Source organism: Enterococcus sp. LJL120, from assembly GCF_054871765.1.
Map to the genome: position 1 here is coordinate 265806 of NZ_JBTXLV010000005.1, position 24944 is coordinate 290749.

Annotated in this window: 21 protein-coding genes and 1 other annotated feature; of the genes, 1 reads left to right on the forward strand and 20 read right to left on the reverse strand. The window is 41.2% G+C overall.

Going from position 1 to position 24944, the window contains the following annotated elements; all coding sequences use genetic code 11:
• Positions 1-155: 155 nt before the first annotated feature.
• From lepB to ACYSNU_RS10385, 10 genes are all read right to left on the reverse strand, one after another.
• Positions 156-1205, reverse strand: a complete 1050-nt coding sequence (gene lepB / locus ACYSNU_RS10340) for a signal peptidase I (protein WP_461737136.1) — start codon at positions 1203-1205, stop codon at positions 156-158.
• The gene (locus ACYSNU_RS10345; protein ID WP_461737137.1) at positions 1202-1885 is read right to left on the reverse strand and encodes a hypothetical protein; all 684 of its coding nucleotides are present in this window, start codon (positions 1883-1885) and stop codon (positions 1202-1204) included. The genes lepB and ACYSNU_RS10345 overlap by 4 nt, the downstream gene beginning before the upstream one ends.
• A gap of 33 nt (positions 1886-1918) precedes the next feature.
• Entirely contained in the window at positions 1919-3028 is a 1110-nt protein-coding gene (locus ACYSNU_RS10350) for a DUF916 and DUF3324 domain-containing protein (RefSeq protein ID WP_461737138.1), read from the reverse strand.
• Between the two features lie 120 nt (positions 3029-3148).
• Positions 3149-3973: a WxL domain-containing protein gene (locus ACYSNU_RS10355; protein ID WP_461737139.1), complete on the reverse strand. Its 825-nt coding sequence runs from the start codon at positions 3971-3973 to the stop codon at positions 3149-3151.
• Positions 3974-4044: 71 nt separating this feature from the next.
• Positions 4045-4848, reverse strand: coding sequence for a WxL domain-containing protein (locus tag ACYSNU_RS10360; protein WP_461737140.1), 804 nt, complete (start codon positions 4846-4848; stop codon positions 4045-4047).
• Entirely contained in the window at positions 4845-5183 is a 339-nt protein-coding gene (locus ACYSNU_RS10365) for an LPXTG cell wall anchor domain-containing protein (RefSeq protein ID WP_461737141.1), read from the reverse strand. The genes ACYSNU_RS10360 and ACYSNU_RS10365 overlap by 4 nt, the downstream gene beginning before the upstream one ends.
• A 13-nt stretch (positions 5184-5196) precedes the next feature.
• Positions 5197-9105, reverse strand: coding sequence for a pectate lyase-like adhesive domain-containing protein (locus tag ACYSNU_RS10370; RefSeq protein WP_461737142.1), 3909 nt, complete (start codon positions 9103-9105; stop codon positions 5197-5199).
• A gap of 486 nt (positions 9106-9591) precedes the next feature.
• Complete coding sequence (locus tag ACYSNU_RS10375; RefSeq protein ID WP_461737143.1) at positions 9592-10314, reverse strand: winged helix-turn-helix domain-containing protein; 723 nt, start codon at positions 10312-10314, stop codon at positions 9592-9594.
• Between the two features lie 1043 nt (positions 10315-11357).
• Positions 11358-12260, reverse strand: coding sequence for a homoserine O-succinyltransferase (locus ACYSNU_RS10380; protein ID WP_461737144.1), 903 nt, complete (start codon positions 12258-12260; stop codon positions 11358-11360).
• A 27-nt stretch (positions 12261-12287) separates the two neighbouring features.
• Positions 12288-13559: an O-acetylhomoserine aminocarboxypropyltransferase/cysteine synthase family protein gene (locus ACYSNU_RS10385; RefSeq protein ID WP_461737145.1), complete on the reverse strand. Its 1272-nt coding sequence runs from the start codon at positions 13557-13559 to the stop codon at positions 12288-12290.
• 114 nt (positions 13560-13673) lie between these two features.
• Positions 13674-13930: a binding site (T-box leader), on the reverse strand.
• 266 nt (positions 13931-14196) lie between these two features.
• Between ACYSNU_RS10385 and ACYSNU_RS10390 the strand changes: the two genes are divergently transcribed.
• Positions 14197-14370 (forward strand): hypothetical protein, encoded by a 174-nt coding sequence (locus tag ACYSNU_RS10390; protein WP_461737146.1) that lies wholly within the window; start codon positions 14197-14199, stop codon positions 14368-14370.
• Here the strand turns inward: ACYSNU_RS10390 and ACYSNU_RS10395 are convergent.
• From ACYSNU_RS10395 to ACYSNU_RS10440, 10 genes are all read right to left on the reverse strand, one after another.
• The gene (locus ACYSNU_RS10395; RefSeq protein WP_461737147.1) at positions 14365-15879 is read right to left on the reverse strand and encodes an MFS transporter; all 1515 of its coding nucleotides are present in this window, start codon (positions 15877-15879) and stop codon (positions 14365-14367) included. The two genes, ACYSNU_RS10390 and ACYSNU_RS10395, sit on opposite strands and share 6 nt — an antisense overlap.
• Before the next feature lie 18 nt (positions 15880-15897).
• Positions 15898-16284 (reverse strand): HsmA family protein, encoded by a 387-nt coding sequence (locus tag ACYSNU_RS10400; protein WP_461737148.1) that lies wholly within the window; start codon positions 16282-16284, stop codon positions 15898-15900.
• 185 nt (positions 16285-16469) lie between these two features.
• A complete protein-coding gene (gene gndA, locus ACYSNU_RS10405) occupies positions 16470-17882 on the reverse strand; it encodes an NADP-dependent phosphogluconate dehydrogenase (protein ID WP_461737149.1) in 1413 nt (470 codons plus the stop codon).
• Positions 17879-18841: a Gfo/Idh/MocA family protein gene (locus tag ACYSNU_RS10410; protein ID WP_461737150.1), complete on the reverse strand. Its 963-nt coding sequence runs from the start codon at positions 18839-18841 to the stop codon at positions 17879-17881. The genes gndA and ACYSNU_RS10410 overlap by 4 nt, the downstream gene beginning before the upstream one ends.
• Positions 18842-18849: 8 nt before the next feature.
• Complete coding sequence (locus ACYSNU_RS10415) at positions 18850-20007, reverse strand: PTS fructose transporter subunit IIC (RefSeq protein ID WP_461737151.1); 1158 nt, start codon at positions 20005-20007, stop codon at positions 18850-18852.
• Positions 20007-20315, reverse strand: a complete 309-nt coding sequence (locus ACYSNU_RS10420; protein WP_265456489.1) for a PTS fructose transporter subunit IIB — start codon at positions 20313-20315, stop codon at positions 20007-20009. The genes ACYSNU_RS10415 and ACYSNU_RS10420 overlap by 1 nt, the downstream gene beginning before the upstream one ends.
• Entirely contained in the window at positions 20303-20773 is a 471-nt protein-coding gene (locus tag ACYSNU_RS10425) for a PTS sugar transporter subunit IIA (protein ID WP_461737152.1), read from the reverse strand. Before ACYSNU_RS10425 ends, ACYSNU_RS10420 begins: the two co-directional genes overlap by 13 nt.
• A 14-nt stretch (positions 20774-20787) precedes the next feature.
• Positions 20788-22716 (reverse strand): BglG family transcription antiterminator, encoded by a 1929-nt coding sequence (locus tag ACYSNU_RS10430; protein WP_461737153.1) that lies wholly within the window; start codon positions 22714-22716, stop codon positions 20788-20790.
• 128 nt (positions 22717-22844) lie between these two features.
• Positions 22845-23801 carry a 1,4-dihydroxy-2-naphthoate polyprenyltransferase gene (menA, locus tag ACYSNU_RS10435; protein WP_461737154.1) on the reverse strand — a complete coding sequence of 319 codons (957 nt, stop codon included), beginning with the start codon at positions 23799-23801 and terminating at the stop codon, positions 22845-22847.
• Between the two features lie 22 nt (positions 23802-23823).
• Positions 23824-24936: an FAD:protein FMN transferase gene (locus ACYSNU_RS10440; RefSeq protein ID WP_461737155.1), complete on the reverse strand. Its 1113-nt coding sequence runs from the start codon at positions 24934-24936 to the stop codon at positions 23824-23826.
• Between the last annotated feature and the right edge of the window lie 8 nt (positions 24937-24944).

Genomic DNA, 24944 nt, shown 5'->3' on the forward strand with positions numbered 1-24944 from the left:
AACAAATATTCTGAAAATTCCATCAATTTTGATTATTCTTTTTTTGTAACCATTTTCTTTGTCAGAAATTAGTTGATTTTCAGCATAAGCTCTCCAATTTTCCTCAGTCGGACATTGGCGTGTTAAATAAAAAACCTGAACGATGTCAGGTTAGATTAGTGTAGATGATTCAGTTCTATATCAAAAAGGCTACTTTGGAAAATGGTGAATACCGAGATTCCATTTATAGGAAGTAATCTCGCTTTAACTATACCTATGATTTGTTCCTCCTCAATAAACCCATACTCTCGGCTATCTCGAGCCCATTCTCGATTATCGCCCAACACAAAATAATAACCCTCCGGTACTATCGCTTCTCCAGTTAGTGCCTGCATCTTGAAATCTTCTGTGTATTGGCCACCATTGCGTTGCGCTTCATTGATGTGTTCAACTAAGTAAGGTTCATCAATAATCTTTCCATCTACATACAGCACATCATCAATGTACTCGATACGTTCACCAGGCAAGCCGATGACACGCCGTATTTCTTGACTATTTTGTCTTTCAAAAACCAACAGGTCCAGTCGCTCTATCTCTGCTGTTTTACTGACTAAAACTAAGTCATCATTCCTCAAAGTCGGTGACATACTGTACCCGTTGACTTTGTTGAGGGAAAAGAAAAAACTACTGATTCCAATCACTACCACCAATAAAATTAGAAATACAAGTAAGAAATCACGGATTTCTCGACCGACTTTCTTTACACCTTTCTTCTTTTTAAAATGCCTTATTCGCTGGGTAAACTCCTTTATGGGCAGTTTAGAAGATGATTTCCGGTCCTTCTTTCTCCCTCTATGATTCCCCGCACTCGATTGTTTATTTTTTTTGGGTTCATCTTTTGGTTTCAGATTTTTTTTCTTTTTTTGAGCCTCCTGCTTTCGCGGTTTCTTTTTACGGGAGTCTTTTGTCTGCGGGCTTCGATTACTTTTTAGGTTCCCTTGTATTTGCAGCTGTCGCTTCTTTTCCGAAGCTTCCACTACTTGTTTTTGCTTTTTATTCTCCAAATTTTTCTGCTTTGTTTTTTTTTCAGCTGTGGTCTTTTTCCTTTTGATAGAATCAGAACCACTTGCAGCGCTTCTTTTTGATACATTAGTTTTCAAGGCTTTTTTTCTGGGTGCCTGTGGTGACCTCTGCTTCTTTTTCAGTTTATTTTGTTGGGTCGTCATTCCCCCTCACTCGCCTCTTCGGTTTCAAAGACAGATTGATTCACCTTAAAGTAGTCAAAGGCTGTCGTTTCATAACCAATTGTCCGCTCAATGTCGCTTTGGAAATCTGAGACTAATTGTGCATTTCCGTAAAAGTTGGCTATTTCCCGAGTCGCATTCATCCCTAACTCTGACAACGCAGAATAATAACGGTTTAATGCTCGTTGACCTTCTGCAGTGTTCAATGAGCTAGCTTTCCTAGCAGCATAACCAGATAAATTTGTCGCTAGATAGCGTATGTTTTGACTTGTAGCTTCCGCAGTTTCCTCTTGAGTAGCAGCCTTTTCCAGCTCTGACTGAAAATCTCGTAATAAAAAGTAGGAACGAACAATCGCATCCTCATCGTCAGAACCTAAATTTGTCGATTGGTAGAAATTCGCATAGGCCGTACCTACACCCATACCTCCCCCCAATACCAAGAGTGTTATAAAAAATAATCCAGCTCGTTTACGCTTTTTATGGATGCTTGAAATCATCTGCTGCCAACGTCTGCGTTTTTTCTTATTTTTGGGTGGTCTTTGTGGCAATTTTTTCAACTTACGGCTCTGTATAATGACTTGCAACAAAGAATAAAGTGTAAAAATAATGCTAATAATGGTTGCCGCAAAGCCACCGATAATAATCCATTCTAAGATTGTCATGGCACTCTACTCCTGTAGTCAACTTACGTCGGTTTATTTTTTACCCTTTGTTGGGCGCTTTTTTTTTACATTTTTATTTTTTTTACGATTGTTCTTTCTAATTTGGCGTACAACTAAGAAAATCAAGATAACAAGTAGCAAGAATCCCCCGACAATCATCGCAATGAGTTTCCAGTCAATACCTCGCTCCTGAGTTAAGTTTACGTCTCGTTCATTGTATTGCTCAGCATCTTCTTGTGTTATCTCAAAATCTTCTGTGAATTCCCATGTCTGATCTCCAACGTAGACCATTACATGAGCTGTATACATCCCTGCGGTCATTCGATCGCCACCCATGCTGACCGGGTACTCAATAAATGAGTAGGGTGCCATCCGCATTGAAGTGCTACGGGATTCGTATAAAACTTCTCCGCTCCCCTGTTGAGAAATTTGCGCCTGTACTGTCATTCCGCCGACAAAAGTTCCATGAATGTTGGAAAAATTCACGAAAATGGTATTACGAAAGTTTGCCTGTCCAGCATAGGCACTGTTCCAAGACATCTCAGGCAAAATGCTGCTAATATCACCTTCTTGCAGCAATATTGCAACTGTATAAGCATACTTATTAACTACAGTTGTCCCCTGCTCAGTACTTGAATCCTTTGTGTCATCTGCTAAAATCATTTGCAGTCCTCCTGCGATTAACCCTTCGAAGGTGGTTTCCGGCATTTGCACATTTAGTTCAACCTCTACTGATTCGCCAGCTGGGATTTCAACTGAAATCGGCCCTGTAACTAAATCAGTGAAACTAAACGGTAAGGACGAATCATTTTCAAGCTCGCTATTAGCATATTCAATCACACCAGTTCGATTAGTTTTAGCACCATTTAGTGCCAGATTAACCGTAATTTCTTCTTCCCCTGGATTAGTTATCGTAACTAGTAAGGTTTGTTGTTGACTGGGCTCCATCATCAAGTCAAAATAGCCGCTGTCAGCGGTAATCTGGTTTTCAGGATAGGTTATTACGTATGTAAAGCCAGCACCTGATGCGATATCTGCATCACTTGCTGCCATCATCCGCTGAGGATTCAATAGGACAACGCCTATTATGACACTGATAACCACCAGCAGCCGACTAAAAAAATTCTGTCTGTCTTTTCTCATTTCCTTAAATCTCCTAGTTAATTAGTCTATGTACAATACTTTTTTTAAAGAAGGACAAGCTGATGAAAGGACTTCCACCAGCTTGTCTGTCATTCAGTGCATTTATTCTCTTACATAAAATTATGGTGCAGGTACGTAAGGAGTTGCTTCTACATTCCAAGTAATGCTTGCTGTATAATCTGTTGCTAACATACTAGCTGCTGTTCCTGATGGAACGAACAAGGTTACTGAGTTTGCATCAGTACCGGCAGTTCCACCTGTAGGAGTGCCAGCTACTGTTGTATCATAGTCAGTACTTTGACCATATTCTAACACCCATGAACCACTACCTTCTTGAGCCTGTGCTCCAACGATAGTTTTCGAAACACCATCTTCTAAAGTAAAGGTTGATGCATAATAAACTGGTGCTGTAGATGTACCTTTAGTTGCAAGAATACCATTTGTATAAGTGATAGTAGAACCATCTAATACTTCAGAACCATCAGCATTTTCAAATTGAGATAACATAGCTGTTACAGTGTAACCAGCACGAGTACCACGAGTATCACCAAATTGAACCATGTGTCCACGAGTCGCATCCACAGTAGTTTCAACACCTTGATCATCAGTAGTAGTTTTCTCTACTGGCACAGCTGCTGCTGTTTTAGTGATATCATTCCCGCCAGTTTGAATAGTACCAAAACGCAGAATAGATACTTTTTGAATACCTAAAGTACCTGGATTTGGATTTTCAGGAATTTCCGGATTTGGTGTATCAATGTCATCACCTGGTATTTCCGGATCGGGAAGTGGATCCGTTGGGTCCATTGGCCCGCCTTCTACTGTTACATTTGCTAATCCATCATAAGGTGCTCCAATTGTTGATGCTGATGCCGCTGCAGGAAATACCACTCCTGCCCCAATAACTGCGACTAATGCCGCTGCACTTAACCGTCTTAATTTCATTTTTCGTTCCTCCTAAAATTTGTTTGTTTTTATACAAATGGGGTTATCCCCAGTTTGTCGGGTCTAAAGTGTTACTCTGTTGGCCCAGCCTCCAATGTCCACGTTAATGTGGTAGTGTACTGAACCGGATAAATTTTTGTAGTATCTGGTACGGTCAGCGTAATCGCTGAATTACTATAAGCTGGCTTATTATAAGTAGTATCGATTACTGCATCACCTGTCGAATCTTTCAAAGCTGTTAAAGTATTCGGTTGATCAGATTGATTTTCAGCTGAAGCACCAAAGGAAACTGTCCAAACCCCTTTACCTTGCCCTTGCCCTGCAGTAACGATGTTATAAGCCGTGTTCATTTCTGTGAGCTTAGTTTCACGAATAACGGATGGGACGCCACTATTACCAGAGGTATTTGCCCAGGCTGAGCCAAAAGTAAGCTCAGCACCTTTCAATTCTTGATTATCTAAGTCTTGAATGATACCGCTAGTAAACTGTGTATCTTGTGATAAAGACAATGTCCAGCCAGATGCATCGCCACGCCGATCTGTCACTTGAATATAATATCCCCGAGCAGACACATCGTTATAAAAAAGCTGTGCTAATGATGTGTAACTTCGATTGGTTCCTGCTGTACTGCCTGAGCCAAAATTCAAGGAAGATGCAAAATCAATACGTAACTCGCCAGTCGTCGAAGGTCCTGGACCAGGGTCAACTTCATTACCTGGATTTTCTGGATCGACCGGAGTAGTAACGCCAGTATCAGTAACTGTTACACTCCCTAAACCATCAAAACTATTGGCATAGACTTTTACACCACTAACGGTAAAACTGCTAAACAAAAGTACGAGGATTGACGCTTTAAAAAACGACTTCATCTTCATGCGCCTCCCTCCTTCTCTTTTTTCCTTCTATAAAGAAGGAATAAAAGAACAGCTAGCAATAAAGCGCCACCTAATAGACTAAAGTTACGGATGGTTTCTCCTGTTTGCGGTAATTTACCGCCACCTTGTGTATCAGGTAGGACACCACTTGAACTAGAACTAGTAGAAATTGATGAGCTAGTTGAAGGCGTAGTTGATTCATCATAAAATGTAATTTGTCCATCATTGACCACCTGACCGCCACCATTTGCAGTGGCTTGACCAACCACGTTATAACCAAAACTCCCAATTCCTAACACCAATAGTAAAAGGAGTGTCATAATTTTCTTTTTCATTTCCCCACTCCTTTTAAGGTGCTGATTCAATCGTCCAAGTAATTTCACCGGTGTAATCACCGATATCGGAATTCGTTGTATCTTTAGGGTCCGCAACTAATTTCAGTCCAATAGAGCCTTCGTCAGTGCCCCAAGTATCAGTTACATTGAAGAGACCAGTTCCACCAGTTGCTTCACTGTAAACTTCCACGGCTTGATCTGTCAAAATGACATCATCTGTATCGACAGCCGTTTTATAACGAATGGCATCATTCATGTAAGAGTTCGTAGACTGACTATACATGCGTCCTGTCAAGGCAAGTTTTAATACCCACCCCTTCGTCACATCTGAACGAGTGTCTGCTATAATCAAATCATTGTTAGTAGTTGGATCTTCGACACGTTGAGTTAACCCATTAAATGTTAAAGTTCCAAAGTTAATCGTTGTTGGTCTAGATGTTATAGTCAACTGTCCAGCTGCCGTGTAAACAATCTCTTGTCCATCTGCTAAAATTGGAATAGCTGCTTCATCTCCACCGGCAGGCGTTGTTAAGGTCACAGATGCATAGCCACTTGTAAGATAACTTTCTTTTTGATCAATAATAGGTTTAAATGGATCTTCCGCTGTTAAATCTAGATTTTCACCAATTGGTACATCAGCATAAATATCGTAAACATCAGCAGTCCCAGAAGGCCCAACACTATAAGTTTTGAGCGTTGCTCCACCATCATTAACAAATTTAATTGTCAATTTTGCATTCAGATTAATGACATTAACAATGGTTGTTGTCGTTAAGTCGGATGCAAGTTGGGAAGTGCTTGTCGGTAAAGTAATCGTTACTGTGTAGTCGGTATCTGGTTGAGGTGTTACTGTGCCAGACAAGCCACCTAGATCAGTGACTGTAAAATCATCTGGGTCAGTCCACTCAGTTAGTACACCATCCGCAATACTGTAAGCATACGGGGTGGTTGACTTCATAGGATCTGTGCTATCTGTGTATGCCAATAGATAGTCCCCTAATTGTTCATCTGTCATCCCTTTGAAGTCAGGGAATGAAAGTGTTATTGGTGAATTAGCCCTAATACCAGTTGAATCAGCATAAACTACTAACTCCACTTCAATTGGTGGATCTGTTGTATTTGACGCATCTTGATATTTCGGTGTGCCATCTGCGTTAAATTCCTGATTACCATCAACATCATAAACAAAACCTTGCGCTAAATCTGAAACATCAATGTAAACAGACTTAGTTCCTTCTGTTGCCATCAGCGTGTCAATATCCGTGGCTGAATTGTATTCCACTGGATATCCTGTTGTATCGGCTACCCCCTTATCCGTGATAGTATCAATAAAATCACTAGCTAAAGGAGCTGTGTCACCGAGATAGGTATAGTAGGTCATTGTTGTGGCCTCAGGCGCTGTCTTATCCAAAACATCTGTCGTCGAGGTTAAGTACTTACCTGCTCGCCAACTGTAGATAGAAATTTCATCCCCTACATACAAAGTCACATCGCTTGGAATAGCAATTTCAAAATTACCATTAGCATCTGCTAGTGTATTGTATGAGATTATCCCCCCATCAGTTCCAGAAAGTTTAGGGTTCGTTTCAATTAGAGAACCAAGAACTTGCCCTCTGGCAGATACCGTGACATAAGCATTCGGATTTGTGACACCTGTAATTTTTTTACCATCGTCACGCTCTTCATTATCCGACACTTCAGCAATGTTAATCGTGACGTCTGGAATCCAACTGTAAAGTACTCGTTCCGAATTTAAGGTATCATACTCAGACATGAAACTATCCGCAATAACTTGCTCAGAACTACTAGCATTTCTAGTTCGAATATTTTTCTCTCGATAGGTAACTACCGCGTTATAAATTGGTAGCCAGTCTTTATCATATGTGTTATCTCCAGCAGCATAGTTGCCATCACTCCATTGATACACACCTTGAATATCTGCCGTAAATGTCCCATCTCTCGCAGATGTACCCATACTCAGCAAGGCAGCATTTGGATTTCCTCTGGCATCCAAATCGACTCGATAGGCATCGGTAAATTTGAATGTTGACGAGGTAGACGGAGCATTAACTAGGTTTCTAACTCCAGTAGCTTCAGAGCCTGCCTCTTCGCTCAACGTTGCCTCAAATATCCCACGTTCTCCAACAAGCAGCGAACCGTCAACTCTGATAAAGTCACTCGTTGTCCCAAATTGCCATCGTCCAAGGAAGGAGGCTTGTCCAAATTCCTTTACAGTGAAGCTGGAGTTCGCCATTAAGTTTAAAGCAGTACCGTTCGTACCACTCACAGTAATATCCAACAGTCCTTGTGGTGTATCGTCATTAACATATTTTGCTCCCGCTGATCCAACAGTCACCGTACTATAAGCTGCTAATTCAACTGCAGGTCGACCACTCCAATCGTTCTCGATGAGACCAGTTAATTTTCCACCTGCTAAAATATTCAAATCAGAATATTGGTAAAGTTTGATACCTGCATACTTACTATCAGTAGTATTACGATTACCATCAGCTAGGAGATTTAACGTTCCCCCATTGTCAATCGTTAGATTGGTTCGCTTACTTGACGTACCTCCACCCAAGAAAATTCCGGTTCTTGTCGTATTTCGTACGTCCATCGTTAGGGTAGAATCGGTCCCAACATACAGTTGCCCACCGGCTTGAATGTTAATACCTGCATAGTAAAGACCATCACTAGTATAGTAATACCATGTCTCGCCACTATTCCCTTGAGAAACCATGTTCACATTTGCACCAGTTCGAACAGCGACATAAGGCGTTGTTCTACCAGCTGCGGTAGGTTCTTTACCTCTAAATGAACCAATCAACAACCCGTCACCATTTTCGACAGTACATTCAAAAGTTGTGCCTTCATCAAAAATAACTCGATAGGCTTCAAGCCCACTTTGTCCACGAGATCTATAAGTTAAACCGGTATAAACTGCTCTGACTGAAGAATAATCTTGCCCCGTATTATTGGCATTTACATAGGATGCGGTATACGAATCATAACGAGAAGTCACTTTATTTTCCCCTCTAAAGAAAAGCGTCGTTGTCCATGATGCAGTTAACTGCGAGCCATCATAATCAACATCTTCAAAAACCATTGACGTAAAATTACCGTTTGCTTCAGCACCCATAAAGCATCCATACGGATTAGTAGAATGCATTTTGATGTTTTTAATGTAGAAATTACGCTCTCTTGTGCTTTCTGGATAAGACCAGCTTACTGATCCTGAATCTAAGGTATGACCTTGTCCATCAATCACATAATCTCGGCGATTTGCATTAGCATCTCTTCGAGCAAGGGCACCGCCTGCAAGAAAGGTATCACTCACAATATCATTACCTAGTTTGATATAATCGGCAGTTCCATATCGCACTACGTTATTCAATTCAGCAAATGTATAGACTGTCACTACTTCTTGAGCAGCTGCTTCAGTTCCCCATGTAGCATCAGCATCGGGTTTGTACGTTACTCCATAATCAAAATCATGCAATGCCTCGCTCGCTTGGGTACCAACCTCATCAGTAGTTGCTGCCACTGGTTCAACAGCATCAGTTATTGCTGATTCAACCTCTTCTGCTTCGCTAACAACTACTTCCAACTTATTAGAATCCGTCAGCATAATATTTTTGTCAGCTACACTTAATTCATAGCTACCAGCGGCATCGGCATGAAGTTTCAAATCTAATTCTGTAACTGTCACATCTACTGTGATATCTAAAACTCGCGTTTCTTCATCATAGCTAAATGTTGGCAAAGCAGCCTTTGCGTCTGCTGCTTGTAACAGCTCTTTTTCAACAGTTTCATCAAATGATATCCCCGCTGGTAAAGTCATCGCCCATTGACGGGTCACAGAAGATGAACCAGAAGCAGTTGTAGCATTAGTGATATCCCCTGACATGTCAACATATGGCACTTCAGTATTTTCTGTTGTTGCAATATCACCCTCATCGCGACTATCAGAAATAGTTACGATGAACTCATCTCCAGTTTTTAAACTAGTTAAGTCTCTCTCTGAAGATAAACTCAATTCCTTCGGTGCCGCAAAAATTTCAGTCAGCCCATAAGAAAGTTGGACAACAGTTGCTGTAAGCAATGAAAACAGCGTTATGAAATTTATTAACAGCAACCATTTTCTCTTATTTTTCATTTCATTCACTCTTCCCTCCTATCTTTTCTTCTTCCCAGAAAAGCATCACACTCCTCAAGAAATTAGCAGCTTGTCAGATAGAATTACAGCTGCTGAACAACCAACAACGCCCCCCTTCCGCTGGTTTAGTAAATTATCTCTATAACCACTAGAGAATTTTCTATTTTTAAACATGACCAGCATGTCTAAAACAAAGTCAAATACTTACCTAGATTCCAGAGATGTTCTCAGTTAGTAACTTTTAAAGAACTATCAGTGAACTTTGTCCTCTTGATACAATTCAACACTTTCACAAAGTTCTTGATCTAGCGCATAACCCTTATTCCAATGGGTAATAATCAGATTTTCATCAAGATTAAATTTTTGCATCTTCTTTTTAAGACGCCCAATTATTTGTGATAATTGTGTCAAGGAAGAATTAGACACTGTTTGTTGCCAGAGCTTAGTACTTAATTCTGTACGGGCTACAAATTCACCTTTTTGAGCATAGAGTAAATCAAAAAGTTCCTTCTCTTTTCTCGATAGCGCACTTAATAAAGAAGCTGTCGCATGAACTGAGACCTCTGTAGCTGGCTTTGACTGTCTGTTTTGCGAAAAAGTAGCCAAAATCTTAATGGATTTCCCATCAGCCAGCGCCTCTCTTAATTCAGTCGGCGTCATTTGTGAATTTATAAACCGGATACTATCTTGTTTTTCAAAATTCTCCGTCCGCTCAGAAGGTTCTTGTTCATTAATCCTGAAATAATCAGTTTTTTCTATTGGCGCCTTTTCAATGATTTTTGCCAATTCTTCATCAGTAATACTTTCGCTGAAAATCACTGTCCCAAAGAGTGAAAACAGCGAAAAATCTCTTCTGAAAAGAACTCTTTCTAATACTTGACTTGAACTAAAAACTTCATAACCCAATTGTTGAAGTCGTACTTGCCAATCAGTATCTATAAAAATATTTTTAGTGAGCAAAAGAATTTGATTCATGCTATCACCTTCTCTTTTCTTCTTATCCGTTCTGTCGTATAAATAAAACATTCACAAAAGCAAAAAAATTCAGTTCCTTTAAGAATTGTGGTTTAAATTGTGTTTAAAACCACATTTTTTTCTTATAACTGTCTCTTATGCGAAAAAACACTTGATTTCCTACTAATTATTGGACTTGAAAAAAATTTGACGGTTTTTAAGACGGCTAAAATAGAGAGAAGGCCCAATTATTTAAAACCGCATAAAAAAGAGAGAAGAAACTAATAGCTTCTCAAAATCATTAGTTTCTCCTCTCTATTTATTGATTTTTTTATCTATATCAAAAAAATCAATTTGTTTTAAAAATCTCTTGTTTATAAACCAACTAAACAGCTGGTTATTTTGTTTCATCTTGAATACATAGCTAAGCTTGTTACAAAAGCATATAATATCAAAAATGTCTTTTTATATTTGACGATTCCATGACGGCTGATGTTCCCAACTAAAACTTGAGAAACTTGTGAGAACAGGAATGGTTTCAATCTGGAAAGGGTTGATTAATAACTTCATCGGATTATTTTTCTCGAATGAATAAATAATTAAAAAAAGTTATTATGCTTTAATTGTTTTATGTTTTGCTCAAAAAACATAATTTTTTATCCAAAATAGGATTGACAATAAAATTAATTACATTTAGAATTAAATTGTTAATAACAGAATAACCTTTAAATATTATTTTCGCATAAGAGACAGTTATAAGAAGCGTTTTTCGCCATTATAAATATCAAATCCGTTATACTTTCCTTAGCATTTTCTAGGAAAGTTTTTTTTTTCACAAAAAAAATAATTAAGAGTCACTTCTAAAATTCGTTTATCTATGACGAATAAATTGCAGACGTGGAAGCTATTAATTTATCAAGAAACTCTCAATAGCATCCAAATTCACCTCTCCCCAACCCCTAAAAAACCCAAATACCCCGATTTCTGCTAAGCCCTAAGTCGTCAATTGACTACAGGATTCTTTAGCAAAAATCGGGGTATTTTAGATTAGATTCAGATATTTTTCACTCCCCTAACCGATAAGGAGTTCGCTGATAGACATCATTCAACCAATTTTGGTAAAGAAGAAAGGCTTCTGAGCGCCAAGTATTGCGAATGATGTTGTTTTGTGGATTGCCGTGATAATAATTTTCTGGCGGGGCTGTCGTCAGGCCCCGCTCGAGATCACGCTGGTATTCGGTTGCTAGAGTCTCGGTGTCGTATTCCATATGGCCGAGGACAAAGAGATTTCGTTGGTCATTAGAAACTGCGACTAGGGTACCTAGCTCAGGGTGATCGGCAATGATTTTGATGGGCGCTTGTTGCATCTGTGTTTCATTGATGCCAGTATAACGGGACTGGGGCGAATAAAAATAATCGTTAAAGCCTCTGATATAAGGATGGTGGGCGACAATTCGATTTTCAAAAATGCCGAAGATTTTTTCATCGTAGAGAATTTTTTCGACACCATAAAAATGGTACAGTCCAGCCTGTGCTCCCCAGCAGATATGCAGATTGGAGGTGACATGGCTTTGACTCCAATCCATAATGGCTTGCAATTCCGGCCAATAATCGACCTCTTCAAAGTTCATTTTTTCTACTGGCGCACCGGTGATAATCAAGCCGTCGTAGTAGCTATTTTTAATATCCTCATAAGATAGATAAAAATCATTCAGATAGGTAGTGCTAGTATGCTTGGCTTGATGGCTGGAAGTCTGAATAAAATCGACCTCGATTTGCAAAGGGCTCTGAGACAGCAGGCGTAAAAGCTGCAGCTCCGTTGCGATTTTATTCGGCATTAAATTGACGATGGCGATTTTCAGCGGGCGGATGTCTTGGGTCACTGCTCGCTTGGAGCCCATCGTAAAAATCTCCTCCTGCTCTAACAATTGGATTACCGGCAAATCTTCGACAACTTTGACAGGCATCTTTTTCCCTCTTTCTATTTCCCTAAATTAAATTTTGGCTAAGGCTTGTTCCAAATCCGCTAAAATATCATCAATATTTTCTAATCCGATGGATAAACGCAGCGTTTCTGGTTTGACGCCGGCTTCCAACAGCTGCTCTTCGCTTAATTGTGAATGCGTTGTAGAAGCGGGATGAATAATTAAGGACTTGGCATCGCCGACATTGGCTAATAATGAAAATAATTCTACACTATCAATCAGCTTCTGACCAGCCTGGCTGCCACCTTTTAAGCCGCAGGTGAAAATCGAACCGGCGCCTTTAGGAAAATATTTTTGGCCAAGTGCATAATATTTGCTAGTTTTTAGTCCAGGATAATTGACCCACGCAATTTTGGGATGAGCTGCTAGATATTCCGCAACTTTTTGGGCATTTTCCACATGGCGCTCTAAACGTAAAGACAGAGTTTCCACACCTAATAAAATCAGCCATGAATTAAACGGTGACGCAGCTGCCCCAGTGTCCCGCAATAAAATCGTGCGGGCCCGCGTGATATAAGCGGCCGGCCCAGCAGCCTCGACCCAAGAGATGCCATGGTAGCTGGCATCGGGTTCCACTAAACGAGGGAATTTGCCGTTTTGCCAATCGAATTTACCAGAATCAATGATGGCTCCACCAATCGCTACACCGTGGCCGCCGATAAATTTTGTCGTTGAGTAAACGACAATGTCGGCACCGTAGTCAAACGGTCGGAAAAGATAAGCCGTGGCAAAGGTGTTATCTACTATTAAAGGAATACCAGCAGCGTGGGCAATATCGGCAATTTTTTCGATTTCCACAATCGTGATGTCAGGATTACCGAGGGATTCGACAAAAATCGCTTTAGTGTTTTCCTGCAAAGCCTTTTTGAAATTTTCTGGATCGTCTGAGTCAACGAAGGTTGTTTCGATGCCAAAATCCGGCAAAGTATTGGCGAATAAATTATGGGTGCCGCCATAGACACTGGCGGCGGAAATAATATGATCGCCGGCAATTGCGATATTTTGAATCGCATAGGCAATTGCTGCTGAGCCAGAAGCTGTCACTAAAGCTCCTACTCCGCCTTCTAATAAAGCCAAGCGTTCTTCTAAAACACTGCTGGTTGGATTAGTAATTCTTGTGTAGATATTGCCGGCGTCGGTTAAGGCAAAGCGACCGGCTGCTTCTTCAGCGTCTTTGAAGACGTAGGAAGTTGTTTGGTGCAAGGGCACTGCCCGGCTGCCGGTTTCGTCGACGGTTTGGCCGCCGTGCAATTGAATTGTTTCAAATTTTTGTTCTGTCATTTGTCATTCCTCCAAGAATAATTGTCTTATTTAAAAATTGCGGACATACCTTTTTTCTGCCTGTTAAATCCCAAGTCCCTGAAACAAAAAAATCCTTAGAAGAGTCTCTGCTCTTCTAAGGATGTAGTTGCTACATGGTACCACCTTATTTTGTAAAAGTTGCCTTTTACCTCTGCTCCAATGCAACACTTGTTTGGACTAAGTGTGATATTGGGATTTCAGCTAACGGGAATATCCGTGCGCTCTTAAATTAATTCAGAGCACCCGCTCAAAAGCCATTTTCAAATCTGCTCGCTCACACCTCTTTTCAGCTACCGAGGCTCTCTTTTAGTCAGTTGGCGAGATTTTACTTTCTTTCTCAACGCGTTTGGTTATTTTTTTACAATATTACGGTAGTTATCTTTAAAAAGCAAACCTTCTTTTGACCATCGCCTATAGTTAGTTTTTATCTTACGTGATAGTTTTTAGCTATAAGGTTGGAGGGAAATCCTTGCCGCCTTCATCACCATCAAAAAATTGGTGGAAAATTTTACAGCGGTAATGAATCGCTTGTGTTTTAGCTCCCATCAATTTAAGTTTTTGTCACCTTGCTTGTGGTAGACTAAATAAACTATCGCAAAAATAGGAGGAACACTTTATGAACATTACCAAAGAAAGAATTGATGCCCTCAGCTTATTTTTAGCTGCTCTAGTCTTATTAGCCTTTACGCTGATTTTCAATGAGATTGCCATTGGCCTTGTACTGGCTGCCTTAACGTTTCCCAGTTGTCGTTTTTTAGCAGGCAAATTTTACGAGCGCAAGCAATTATAATTTCTTGCGCCGCAAATACCAACCGCCGACAAAGATGATTGCTGCGGCCCCAACTGCTGCTAAAAATAAATGTTGGTAGGCCGTTGCGGCTGTCGTTTGAAAGAGTCTAACGGCTTGTTCCCGCAGACTGCTGTCGCCGATGTTTTGAATTTGGACATACAAATCTTCGACAGATTGTTGGCTGTCTTTGATATTCACACCGGAAACTGTGTCTAATTTAGTTGAAACAAAATTAGCAAAGCTGCTTTGGACTAGCGTCGCATAAATCGTCGGTGCAATCGTAATCCCCACTTGACGGCTGACAGAAAGGGTACCCAAGGCTACGCCATTTTCTTTGGTGCCGGCAATTTCTGACATCAGGACAGAGAATGGTGCGCCCATTAGCATCCCGAAGCCAAAGCCAGCAATAGTTGAGGCGATTAAAAACCAGATGGTCGTTGGTGTATATAGAGCAATGAAGCCAAAGCCGACGACTGAAATCAAACCGGAAATTTGAATTGTCCGGGTGGCCCCTAATTTAGAAACCAACATCCCGCCGAGACCTGCCCCTAAAATTGAGCCTAAACCGATACCGCTCATCCAAACGCCACTGCTGTTAGCCGCAATCCCATAGCGATGTTCCACAAAGCTTGGAATAAAGACAAAAATCGCAATTAATGTTCCAGACAATAAGCCCATTAGAAGAGTTAAAAGAAAACCGCGGCTACGAATTAAATTATATGGTAGGAATGGATCAACCTTAGCTGAGACTTTCTTTTCCACCATTACAAAAGCTGCGAATAAAGCAATGCCTAGTAAAATAAAACCCCAGACAGAAACAGTTAATAAGCTAGTCAATAATGCACCGCTTTGCAAATTAGTAATAGCCAACATAAAGCTTAAAATACCTAATGTTAACAAGCTCAAGCCTTTGTAATCCAACCCGTTGCTGCTAGCATTTTTGGTTTCAGGAATGGCAATGAAACCGGCAATTAAAACAAAGACAGCAATTGGCAAATTGATTAAAAATAACCAACTCCAATGACCTGTCACATTTAAAATCAAACTACCGAGATTTGGACCAACAACTGAAGCAATCCCGTTGATTGCACCTAATGCTCCTAGCAGGGCACCTTGTTTTTCTTTAGGATAAGTCGACAAGATATGACTGGAGGCGATAATAAATAAACCGCCGCCGCCAAGAGATTGCAAGACCCGCGCCGCTAAGAAAAAAACAAAGGACGGACTTAAAGCGACTAATAAAGAGCCTAGCGCAAAGACACTGACTTCAATGAGAAATAGTTTTCTGCGGCCGAACTTATCAGCTAATTTACCGATAATTGGCGTTGAGACAGCCATCCCTAAGGTGTAAAGGGTAATCCCCCAAGTCCCTTGAACTTCGCTGATATTAAATGAATAAGTAATAGTTGTTAATGCACTGGAAATGATTCCGTTGTCCAGAGCTGACATAAAGACTCCGACAATAAAAATAATTAATGCGAATGTGCTGGTTTTTGCTTTTTGTGTCACTTGACTGCGCCTTCTTTCTTAATGTCCCATGCCGATAACAATTCCGGCTACATAAGGAATTAACCAAAAGAGCCAGACAACTAAGCTGAATTTGTGGAATGTTTGTTTTGCTTTGGCGTTTCCTTTAACTAAGACATAAATTGCCCAGATAAAATGAAAGGCCATCAGTAAGATTGCAATCACACCGGTCACCTGATGCAAGGACAATCCGCTAGTTGCGGCTTCCGCATTGGCAATCGAAGACATTATCATAGTTCCTGTTGTATCAAAGACTAATCCTAAACCAAAGAAAAGCAAATGTTTTGGTTGTAAGACTCCAGACCGTCTCTCTGAAAAGACCCCGATTGTATAAAAGACCAAGGCCAGACTAATTGTGATAATCGCAAATACTAATTTTGTATCCATTTTTTATTTCCCCTTTTTAAATTATTGAAGGACTTCCTTCTCACTGATGACGAGTATAGGCCGATTGTGACACGATGTCACCAAAAGCCGATTAGAAGTGAACAGTTTTTGAGAAATTGATTCTTGAGGCTGAGAAAACAAAAAACCATGAAGAAAATTCTTCATGGCGTCGGGAAACTTTATTCTTATTGATACCAATCGTAATGAAAGATGCCCTCTCGATCGGTTCTTTGATAGGTATGGGCGCCAAAGTAATCCCGTTGTGCTTGGATTAAACTGGCGGGTAAACGTTCAGCTCGATAAGAATCAAAATAGGCAATCGCTGCTGAAAAAGTCGGTGCTGGCACACCTGCCTGCAAAGCAATGCCGACAACATCCCGAACCGCCTGTTGATATTTGGCGGTAATCTCGACAAAATAATCATCTAATAAAAGATTTTTCAACTGAGGGTCTTTGTCATAGGCATCGGTAATCCTTTGTAAAAATTGCGCTCGGATAATACAACCAGCCCGCCAAATTTTGGCAATCTCGCCGAAGGGCAGTTCCCATTCATACTCATCTGAGGCCATTCTCAATTGAGCAAAGCCTTGAGCATAGCTCATAATTTTACTAAAGTATAAAGCCTGCCGAATTTTTTCTAACAATTCAGATTGCTCTCCGGCAAACTGATAGTCCGCTGGTTTTGGCAATCTTTGACTAGCGGCTACCCGCTCATCTTTATAAGCAGAAATATAACGAGCGAAAACAGATTCAGTAATCAAGGATAATGGAACGCCTAAATCCAGTGCATCTTGGCTAGTCCACTTGCCCGTTCCTTTATTGCCGGCGGCGTCAAGAATTACATCCACAATTGGCTGCCCCGTTCCTAAATCATCCTGACGAGTTAAAATATCGGCGGTAATTTCAATCAAATAGCTGTCCAGTTCTCCTTGGTTCCACTCTTTAAAAATTTCAGCCATCTGCTCCACTGACAGTCCTAAAATATTTTGCATCAAATTATAGGCTTCAGCAATCAGCTGCATATCACCATATTCAATTCCATTATGAACCATTTTGACATAGTGACCGGCGCCATCAGGACCAATATAGGTAACACAAGGCGTCCCATCTTCTGCCTTGGCTGAGATTTCTTCAAGGATCGGGGCCACCAATTCATAGGCCGCTTTCTGACCTCCCGGCATGATCGACGGACCTAACAGGGCGCCCTTTTCACCACCAGAAACGCCAGTCCCGATAAAATTAATTCCGGAATCGGCCAATTCTTGATTCCGGCGCATGGTATCTTTGAAAAAAGTATTGCCACCGTCGATTAAGATATCACCGGCTTCTAAATGCGGCAAGAGCGCTTGGATTGTCGCATCGGTTCCAGCGCCGGCTTGAACCATCAAAATAATTTGCCGCGGCTTTTCTAATGAAGCCGTAAAATCAGCTACCGAATAACTGGGATGTAAGTTTTTAGTTGGATTTTCGGCAATGACTGTCTCAGTTTTTTCCCGACTGCGATTATAGATAGCGACGGAATAGCCGCGGCTTTCAATATTTAAGGCGAGATTTTTCCCCATCACTGCCATCCCGACAACGCCAATTTGATTTTTCATACGTCAACTCCCACTCTGCGATATAAATCGTCAATCACTTGAATTGCGGCTATTGTGACCGCTGGTGTCATCAGCGGACTAGTCAGCTGGCCGGCCTGCAGACATTGATTGACATGATTGATTTCATAAACAAATTCTGATTGCATTTCAAACAGGTATTCTTTAGTCTCACCAGCAATTTCGCTGATCAAACGATTGGTCTTCCAAAAATTCGGAATCGTAATTTTTCCTTTTGTGCCGTAAATTTCGATACGGCTTTGGTCGTGAATATCTTTGGTGATAAGTAGACTGGCTAAGATTTGCTTAGGTAAAGCCAAATTAATCACCCAGCTATCATCAGAAGTCGGTGGCTCCATACTGCAGTTGCCGGCATAATTTTCCAAAGGGCCCCCAAAGGCTGTCAATAAAAATTCCAACGCATAGGTACCGGCACCTCTGAGAATGCCGCCGCCTTTCTGTACTTCTTTAAACCATTCTCCCCGCTTGGCTCCCGTGTGACTGCTGATAATATTGACCCACTGAATTTCTCCTAACGCCCCCGCTTGTATCAACTGGCGGGCCTGAACTTGGGCCGGCAGAAAAACAGCTTTTTGTGCCTCCATTAAAAAAAGATTTTTGCTGGCAGCTAGCTGAAAGACTTCCTCAGATTGAGCTTTTGTTAAACACATTGGTTTTTCACAGAGGACAGGTTTATTTTGTTCTAAAGCGGCTTTGATACATTGATAATGCCCGCCATTGTAATTGGCGATATAAACCAAATCGACTTGCTCATCTTGGTACAGCTCTTGATAGCTGCCGTAATAATGAGGAATTGCTAACTCATCAGCCAGTGCTTTGGCTTTCATTAAATCCCGGCCGGCAATTGCGATTACTTCGCCGGCCTCACTTTGATTGATGCCTTCGACAAAACGGGTGACAATCGTGGCGGTGCTGACAATGCCATAACGAATTTTTTTCATAGGACCACCTAGACTTCATTTTCTTTTGCGGTTTTTTTCAAGAAACAATCCCGCAAACGATTTTTAGTTGAAACCAACATGCCTTCATCAGCCGCTGTTTCTTCAATTTGAATTTCTTCAACTGATAATGGCTTTTTAATGGTGGAATAAATCAACGCCGTTGCCAGCGAACCAATCAGCCACGCCCCGACAAAACCTAATGGATTCGTCATCATCGGAATCACGAACACTCCCCCGTGGACTGCTGGTGATTCGGTTCCAAAGACCATGCCTAGACCGCCAGCTAAGGCTGCCCCAGGAATTGTCGCACATAAAACACGAATCGGATCTTGCAGCGCAAAAGGAATTGCCGCTTCAGTGATATAACAAAATGATAGCGGTACTGCCGCTTTGGCATTTTCAATATCACCACGGGTAAATTTGCGTTTTCTAAACAAGACAGCTAAAGCCATTCCTAATGGCGGTGTCATACCAGCCGCCATTTTTGCTGCCGTCGAAGCAAAATTCCCCTGAGCATTGAGAGCTGTCGCAAAGGAGGAAGCAATTTTGGTAATCGGTCCGCCGAAATCGACGCCCCAGAAGCCGCCTAAGACTGCCCCGAAAACAAACCGTGAACCACCTTGTAAAGAATTTAAGAAGGATTCAATCGTGTTGGTAATCCAGGCAATCGGTTCGCCTAATAAAAATTGAAACGCACAGCCGACTGCTAGCGTTGCTAAAACGGGAATCACTAAAATCGGAATCATGCCGTTCAACCAAGAAGGCACCTTCCAAGTTTTAATCCACTTCACTAAATAGCCGACTAAGAACCCGCCGAGTAAGCCGCCGATAAAACCAGCATTAATTTCATTGGATAATAAACCAATTGCCAGCGCTGGCGCAATCGCTGGACGGTCGCCAATTGTATAGGCAATCCCCGCACATAAAACCGGTGTGGCAAAGACAAAGGCCGAAACTCCAATCTGATTAATTAGGTAAGCAAATGTACCCACCATATCTGGATTGGTAGCAATATCGTAGCCTCCCAGCGCTTTACCAATTGCTTGAATAATTCCGCCAGCGACAATTACCGGAATCATGTAAGAAACACCGGTCATAAAAGAAGCTTTAATCTGATCTTTTATGGTTAACTTTTTGACTTTTTTCTTCCGCTCAATTTTCGCCATTATGCAATCGCCTCCATTAATTCTTCAATTAATCCATCCGCGTCTTTAACGGCTTCCTGCACCCCACATTCCAGCGTTGGGACGTCTTCAAAACGCTCAACATTTCTAATCGTAATATCTGACGCGATAATCATGCCATTGGCCCGTTGAATATCGGCATCCGTAATTTGATTTTCCGGACCTTGGGCACCTTGCGTTTCCACTTTAATTTCAACACCTTTTTTCGCCGCAGCTTTTTTCAAATTGGCTGCCGCCATATACGTGTGGGCAATTCCTACGGGACAACTTGTAATCGCTATGATAAACATAATTTTTCCTCCTCGATTTTAAATAACTCAATAATTTCTTTCACACTTTCTGCCTGTTGTAACCCTTCTCTAAAGTCATCCTCCATCAATAGGGTCGATAATTGCGATAATAATTTCAAAAACTCTTGTTTAGCAGAATCCGGCACCGCCAACATGATTACATAATTGACTGGCTTATCATCTAAGGACTGCCATTCGACTTCACGAGCTAAGCGCACTAAAGTAAAACTAGTTTCTTTGACACCGCTACTTTTAGCGTGGGGAATGGCGATACCCATGCCAATCCCGGTGGTACTTTGTGATTCCCTTGCCAGTACATCTTGGCGGTATTGCTCTGGATCGGTTAAGACTTGATTCTCTGCCAACAATTGAATCACTTGGTCGATAACTTCATTTTTTTCGTTGGCTTCTAATTTAAATTCAATCAAATTTTGGTTAATTGATTCACTTAATTTCATTTTTTCACATCCTGTCACGTCAGCAATAAACGTCTGACTTCTTTCTTTGTTGGTGCCTGAATCACTTGCTTGACCTTATGTAGATCTTGCGTAAACAGGGCTAATTCTTCAAAAATACTGGCAAACTGCTGTTGAATTTGACTGTCAATTGCCAGTAGAAAAACTAATTGCACCTGTTCTCCTGACCAATCAATTGGTTTGGCTAATTGTAAAACGGCGATGCCTTGTTTTTGGACACTCCCTTGATAAGCATGGGGAATTGCTACCAGATTGCCGATGGCGGTTGCTGATAATTTTTCCCGCAGTAAAGCCGATTCAACAAAATCGGCATTGACAAAGCCGGCTTTTGCTAGGGAAGCTGCGCCGAATTGGATAATTTCTTCAACAGAGTCTAGTTCTATTTGAAGATTGATTAAATCTTCTAGCAGTAATTTTGTCAGACTCGATTCTTTTTGGCCGACTTGTTGAATTTGCTGTTGCAAACCAGCCTTCTCAGTAGCATTCAGTACCGGTGATACATAGACTACCTTTTTTTGTGGTACTTGTATTGGCACGGTGCTGATAATTAAGTCGGCTGTAGTCTGTGCTAAGCTTTGATCCATCGCTGAGGAAATTCCAATAATTTCCAGTTCAGGGAAAGCCTGTTGTAACTTTGTTTTTAAAAAGTAGCTGGTCCCCATCCCGGTAGCGCAGACGATAATAGCGGTTACAGAATTGTTGACAGCTTGCTGTTGTCGATCTAGGGCCGTTTCAATATGCAAGACGAGATAACAAATTTCGTCTTCATTTAATAATAAGTTGGTCTCCTGATAAATCAGCTCTGCATAGGCAACTCCAATCTCATAAGCCCGCGGATATTTCTGCTTCAGTTCTCGGCTCCAAGGATTTTTAATGTTGATGCCGTAGCTCAAGCGGTTTAACAATGGTTTCAAGTGAAGCAGAAAGGCTGTCAAAAATTGCTGGTCTTGCGCCAACTGCGTTTGAAAAGTTTCATCGATTGCTGTCGTCCAAGCAATCAGCTTGTCTAAAAGCTCTTGATTAATTTGCTGATAGCCTGAAAGCTCAGCTTCTTGCCAAGTTTGATTTGCTAAATTGGCGCCTAAAAGATGGATGGTTAAATAGCCGACTTCTGATTTTTCAAAGGCTAAATCAAAATGTTCCGCCAGCTTTTTGTAAAGCTGACTAGCTAGCTGCCACTCCTCTTTAGCGGTTAGTACTGCTAACTCATCCGCTGTCATCTCAATAAATTGATTATTTTGTAGACGTTGCAACGAGATGGCAATATGAATAATCAAACCCTTTAAGGCTACATCTGAAAGTTTGAAGGTCTGCTCCTGTTGAAAATCAAACAGGATGGCTTTAATCGCCGCCAACGAAATTTCAGGGAAGGTCTTTTGAATTTCGACAAAATCCAGCAGCGCTGCCTCCACGCTAGTCTCCTGCTTTAGTAATTCTGCTTTAATAATCCGCAGGGCAATTTCACTCCCTAACAGGCGAATGCCTTTTCTTGGAGCCCGCTCAATTTCCAGATTAAATTCCTGCAGATAGTCTGCTAAAGAATCTAAGTCCCGCAAAATAGTGCTGCTGCTGGCAAAGACTGCTTCTGAAATTGCGCCAACCGACAGATAATTTTGCTGATCTAACAGCAGGTGCAGAATTTCAAAGCGGCGCAATTCCGTTTCTTCAGGAGAATTTTCCTGTTGAAAAGCTGTCAGCAATTGCAATTCATTGCGCTCGTCTTCAGTAAATTCTAGCCAGATGCCTTTGCCCTTTTGACTGACAATCTGATAGGATTTATCCGCAAATTCTTGATTGATTCGTTTGACATCATTTTTAATTGTTTTTGAGCTGACCGCCAAAGCACCAGCTAAAGTTTCCGACGTTTGCTTAGTTTGGTTAGCCATTAAAAGTTGTACAAGTTTTTTTTCACGTAGCTGCAGCATGTGATCACCTTTTTTCTTGTAATTACAAATATAGTATGCCATCAAAACAAAAAAAGATACAATCCATTTCCTTCTTCTGACAAGGGAAGTCGCTGAAAATGAATTGTATCTTTTATTTGATTATTCGATTAATTAAACCAGTTCCATAAAGCGGTCAGAGCTAGTCCGATGACATAGCTGCTGTTAAAGAGCACCATATTTTTAATTGCGTAGCCAAAACTACGGGGATGGGGCAGGACTTCTTTGTATTCCTGCAGATTTTTATAAATAATCGGCAGGGTCAAAAAGACCACCAGCATCGGCCAAGAAAAGACTTTAAAGGGCAAACCAAGTAAAACAACGAGGTAGCAGCTATACATTAAAGCTTGAAATAAAACTTTCCCCACCGGCCGACCAATGTAATAAACCAAAGTATAGCGGTGATTTTCAATATCCGTATCTAAATCCCGTAAATTATTCGCTAGCATAATATTGGCGATGGTGAAAATCATCGGCAGTGATGCCCACACTAGCGCAACAACCGACCAGATATTTCCCGTCAACGCAAACGTCCCCGCTTGTAAATCCACCGCCAAGAAAAATGGCTGAAGGCTATAGGTGTTGATATAGACCACCATCGAAAAAATGCCTAGGCCCATCGTCACGCCGCTGAAGATTTCACCTAACGGCATTCTCGATAAGGGAATCGGTCCATAGGTATAAAAAATACCGATAAAACAACACACGCCACCAAGGGCCAATAGCAGCCAGCCAGTTTGCCAAGCTAAATAAAAACCAATGACAGCGGCAAAGGCCAGCATGCCTAAAATCATATTGCGAACTAATTTAGGATTGACCTGCTCTCTGCCAATCACATTTTGTTCAAATTTATATTGCTGGGAATGGGCTTTTTGAAAGTCCATGTAATTATTGATGGCAGTCGTCATCATATCAAAGACAATCATGCCGATAAAGAAAATAATCGTGTTCAACCAATTGACTTGCCCAAAGTAGCTTAAGGAAAAGAAGACTCCCGCTAAAAACGGAAAAATACTGGCTACTTTTGTGCGAATCTCAACAACCTCTAAAAAAACCGACACACTCATACAGGCACTCCTTTTTGTAAAATTATTCCAGTTCGCTGCGATCACCCATCACATAACCAGAATCCTCAGATAAAACAAATTGGTCCTCAATATCTGAAGTGACATAAACTTTATCTTCCATGGTGACAAAGATGGCACTTGTCCCATCGTCTAAACCTTCCACATAGGTCAAGCCATCTTTAACCCCCATAGAAAAGACCGCTGTCGACAGACCATCGCCATCGATGGAATTATCAGTAATGATGGTCACTCCAGCAATATCATTGTCAAAGGGATAGCCGGTATCTTTATCAAATAAATGGGAATAGGTCACGCCATCCACTTCTAAATAGCGTTCATAAATTCCAGATGTCACCAATGATTTATCGGTTTCTGGAATCGTGCCTAACACAGTGCCACGGGATTGATTGGGATCTTGAATTCCCACAGTCCAAGGCTGATCTTCTCCTCTGGGACTATGACCAAGAACATAGACATTCCCGCCTAAATCAACGATGGCCGTTGTCACATCATTGTCTTTTAATACTTTAACGACTTCATCAGTAATATAACCTTTAGCAATGGCCCCTAAGTCAATAATCATTCCCGGATCTTCTAAATAAACAGAATGATCCTCGTCATTTAAAATGACTTTGGTATAGTCGACTAATGGTAAAGCCGCATCAATTTCTTCTTGAGCAGGTTTGCGGGCATCGTCAAAACCAATGCGCCACAGCTGTGTGATGGCGCCAATTGCTAAATCAAAACCGCCTTCTGAATCCTCGCTATACTCATAGGCTTTTTTAATCAGCGAATAGACGTCTTCTGAAACCACCACCGGTTGAATGCCGGCATTGGCGTTGATTTCATCCACCTCAGAGCCTTCTTCATTAATCGTGATTTCGTCTCCCAGCTCTCTCACCCGCGCAAAAGCTTCGTCTAAAACAGCTTCTTTGCCGTCATCGTAAATTCGGATTTGCACGTAGGTTCCCAAAAGAAACTGCTCATCTGAATAAGGATCAGAATTAATGGTGTTGGAGCTAGTCGTACTGCTGCTCTCTTGGGTGCTGCTATCGGAGCTGCAGGCACCAACGACACCGACTACGCCCAATAATAAAATCGCTAAAAGCCACTTCTGTTTGAAAAATTTCTGCATTTTACTTG

Excerpts from the sequence above, each read along its gene's own strand:
- ACYSNU_RS10425 (WP_461737152.1), bottom strand. The coding sequence starts at position 20,773 with ATGAAATTAAGTGAATCAATTAACCAAAATTTGATTGAATTTAAATTA.
- ACYSNU_RS10400 (WP_461737148.1), bottom strand. The coding sequence starts at position 16,284 with ATGGATACAAAATTAGTATTTGCGATTATCACAATTAGTCTGGCCTTG.
- ACYSNU_RS10415 (WP_461737151.1), bottom strand. The coding sequence starts at position 20,007 with ATGGCGAAAATTGAGCGGAAGAAAAAAGTCAAAAAGTTAACCATAAAA.
- ACYSNU_RS10410 (WP_461737150.1), bottom strand. The coding sequence starts at position 18,841 with ATGAAAAAAATTCGTTATGGCATTGTCAGCACCGCCACGATTGTCACC.
- ACYSNU_RS10420 (WP_265456489.1), bottom strand. The coding sequence starts at position 20,315 with ATGTTTATCATAGCGATTACAAGTTGTCCCGTAGGAATTGCCCACACG.
- ACYSNU_RS10390 (WP_461737146.1), top strand. The coding sequence starts at position 14,197 with ATGAACATTACCAAAGAAAGAATTGATGCCCTCAGCTTATTTTTAGCT.
- ACYSNU_RS10385 (WP_461737145.1), bottom strand. The coding sequence starts at position 13,559 with ATGACAGAACAAAAATTTGAAACAATTCAATTGCACGGCGGCCAAACC.
- ACYSNU_RS10380 (WP_461737144.1), bottom strand. The coding sequence starts at position 12,260 with ATGCCTGTCAAAGTTGTCGAAGATTTGCCGGTAATCCAATTGTTAGAG.
- ACYSNU_RS10350 (WP_461737138.1), bottom strand. The coding sequence starts at position 3,028 with ATGAGAAAAGACAGACAGAATTTTTTTAGTCGGCTGCTGGTGGTTATC.
- ACYSNU_RS10360 (WP_461737140.1), bottom strand. The coding sequence starts at position 4,848 with ATGAAGATGAAGTCGTTTTTTAAAGCGTCAATCCTCGTACTTTTGTTT.
- menA (WP_461737154.1), bottom strand. The coding sequence starts at position 23,801 with ATGAGTGTGTCGGTTTTTTTAGAGGTTGTTGAGATTCGCACAAAAGTA.
- lepB (WP_461737136.1), bottom strand. The coding sequence starts at position 1,205 with ATGACGACCCAACAAAATAAACTGAAAAAGAAGCAGAGGTCACCACAG.
- ACYSNU_RS10365 (WP_461737141.1), bottom strand. The coding sequence starts at position 5,183 with ATGAAAAAGAAAATTATGACACTCCTTTTACTATTGGTGTTAGGAATT.
- ACYSNU_RS10355 (WP_461737139.1), bottom strand. The coding sequence starts at position 3,973 with ATGAAATTAAGACGGTTAAGTGCAGCGGCATTAGTCGCAGTTATTGGG.
- ACYSNU_RS10375 (WP_461737143.1), bottom strand. The coding sequence starts at position 10,314 with ATGAATCAAATTCTTTTGCTCACTAAAAATATTTTTATAGATACTGAT.
- ACYSNU_RS10430 (WP_461737153.1), bottom strand. The coding sequence starts at position 22,716 with ATGCTGCAGCTACGTGAAAAAAAACTTGTACAACTTTTAATGGCTAAC.
- ACYSNU_RS10345 (WP_461737137.1), bottom strand. The coding sequence starts at position 1,885 with ATGACAATCTTAGAATGGATTATTATCGGTGGCTTTGCGGCAACCATT.
- gndA (WP_461737149.1), bottom strand. The coding sequence starts at position 17,882 with ATGAAAAATCAAATTGGCGTTGTCGGGATGGCAGTGATGGGGAAAAAT.
- ACYSNU_RS10440 (WP_461737155.1), bottom strand. The coding sequence starts at position 24,936 with ATGCAGAAATTTTTCAAACAGAAGTGGCTTTTAGCGATTTTATTATTG.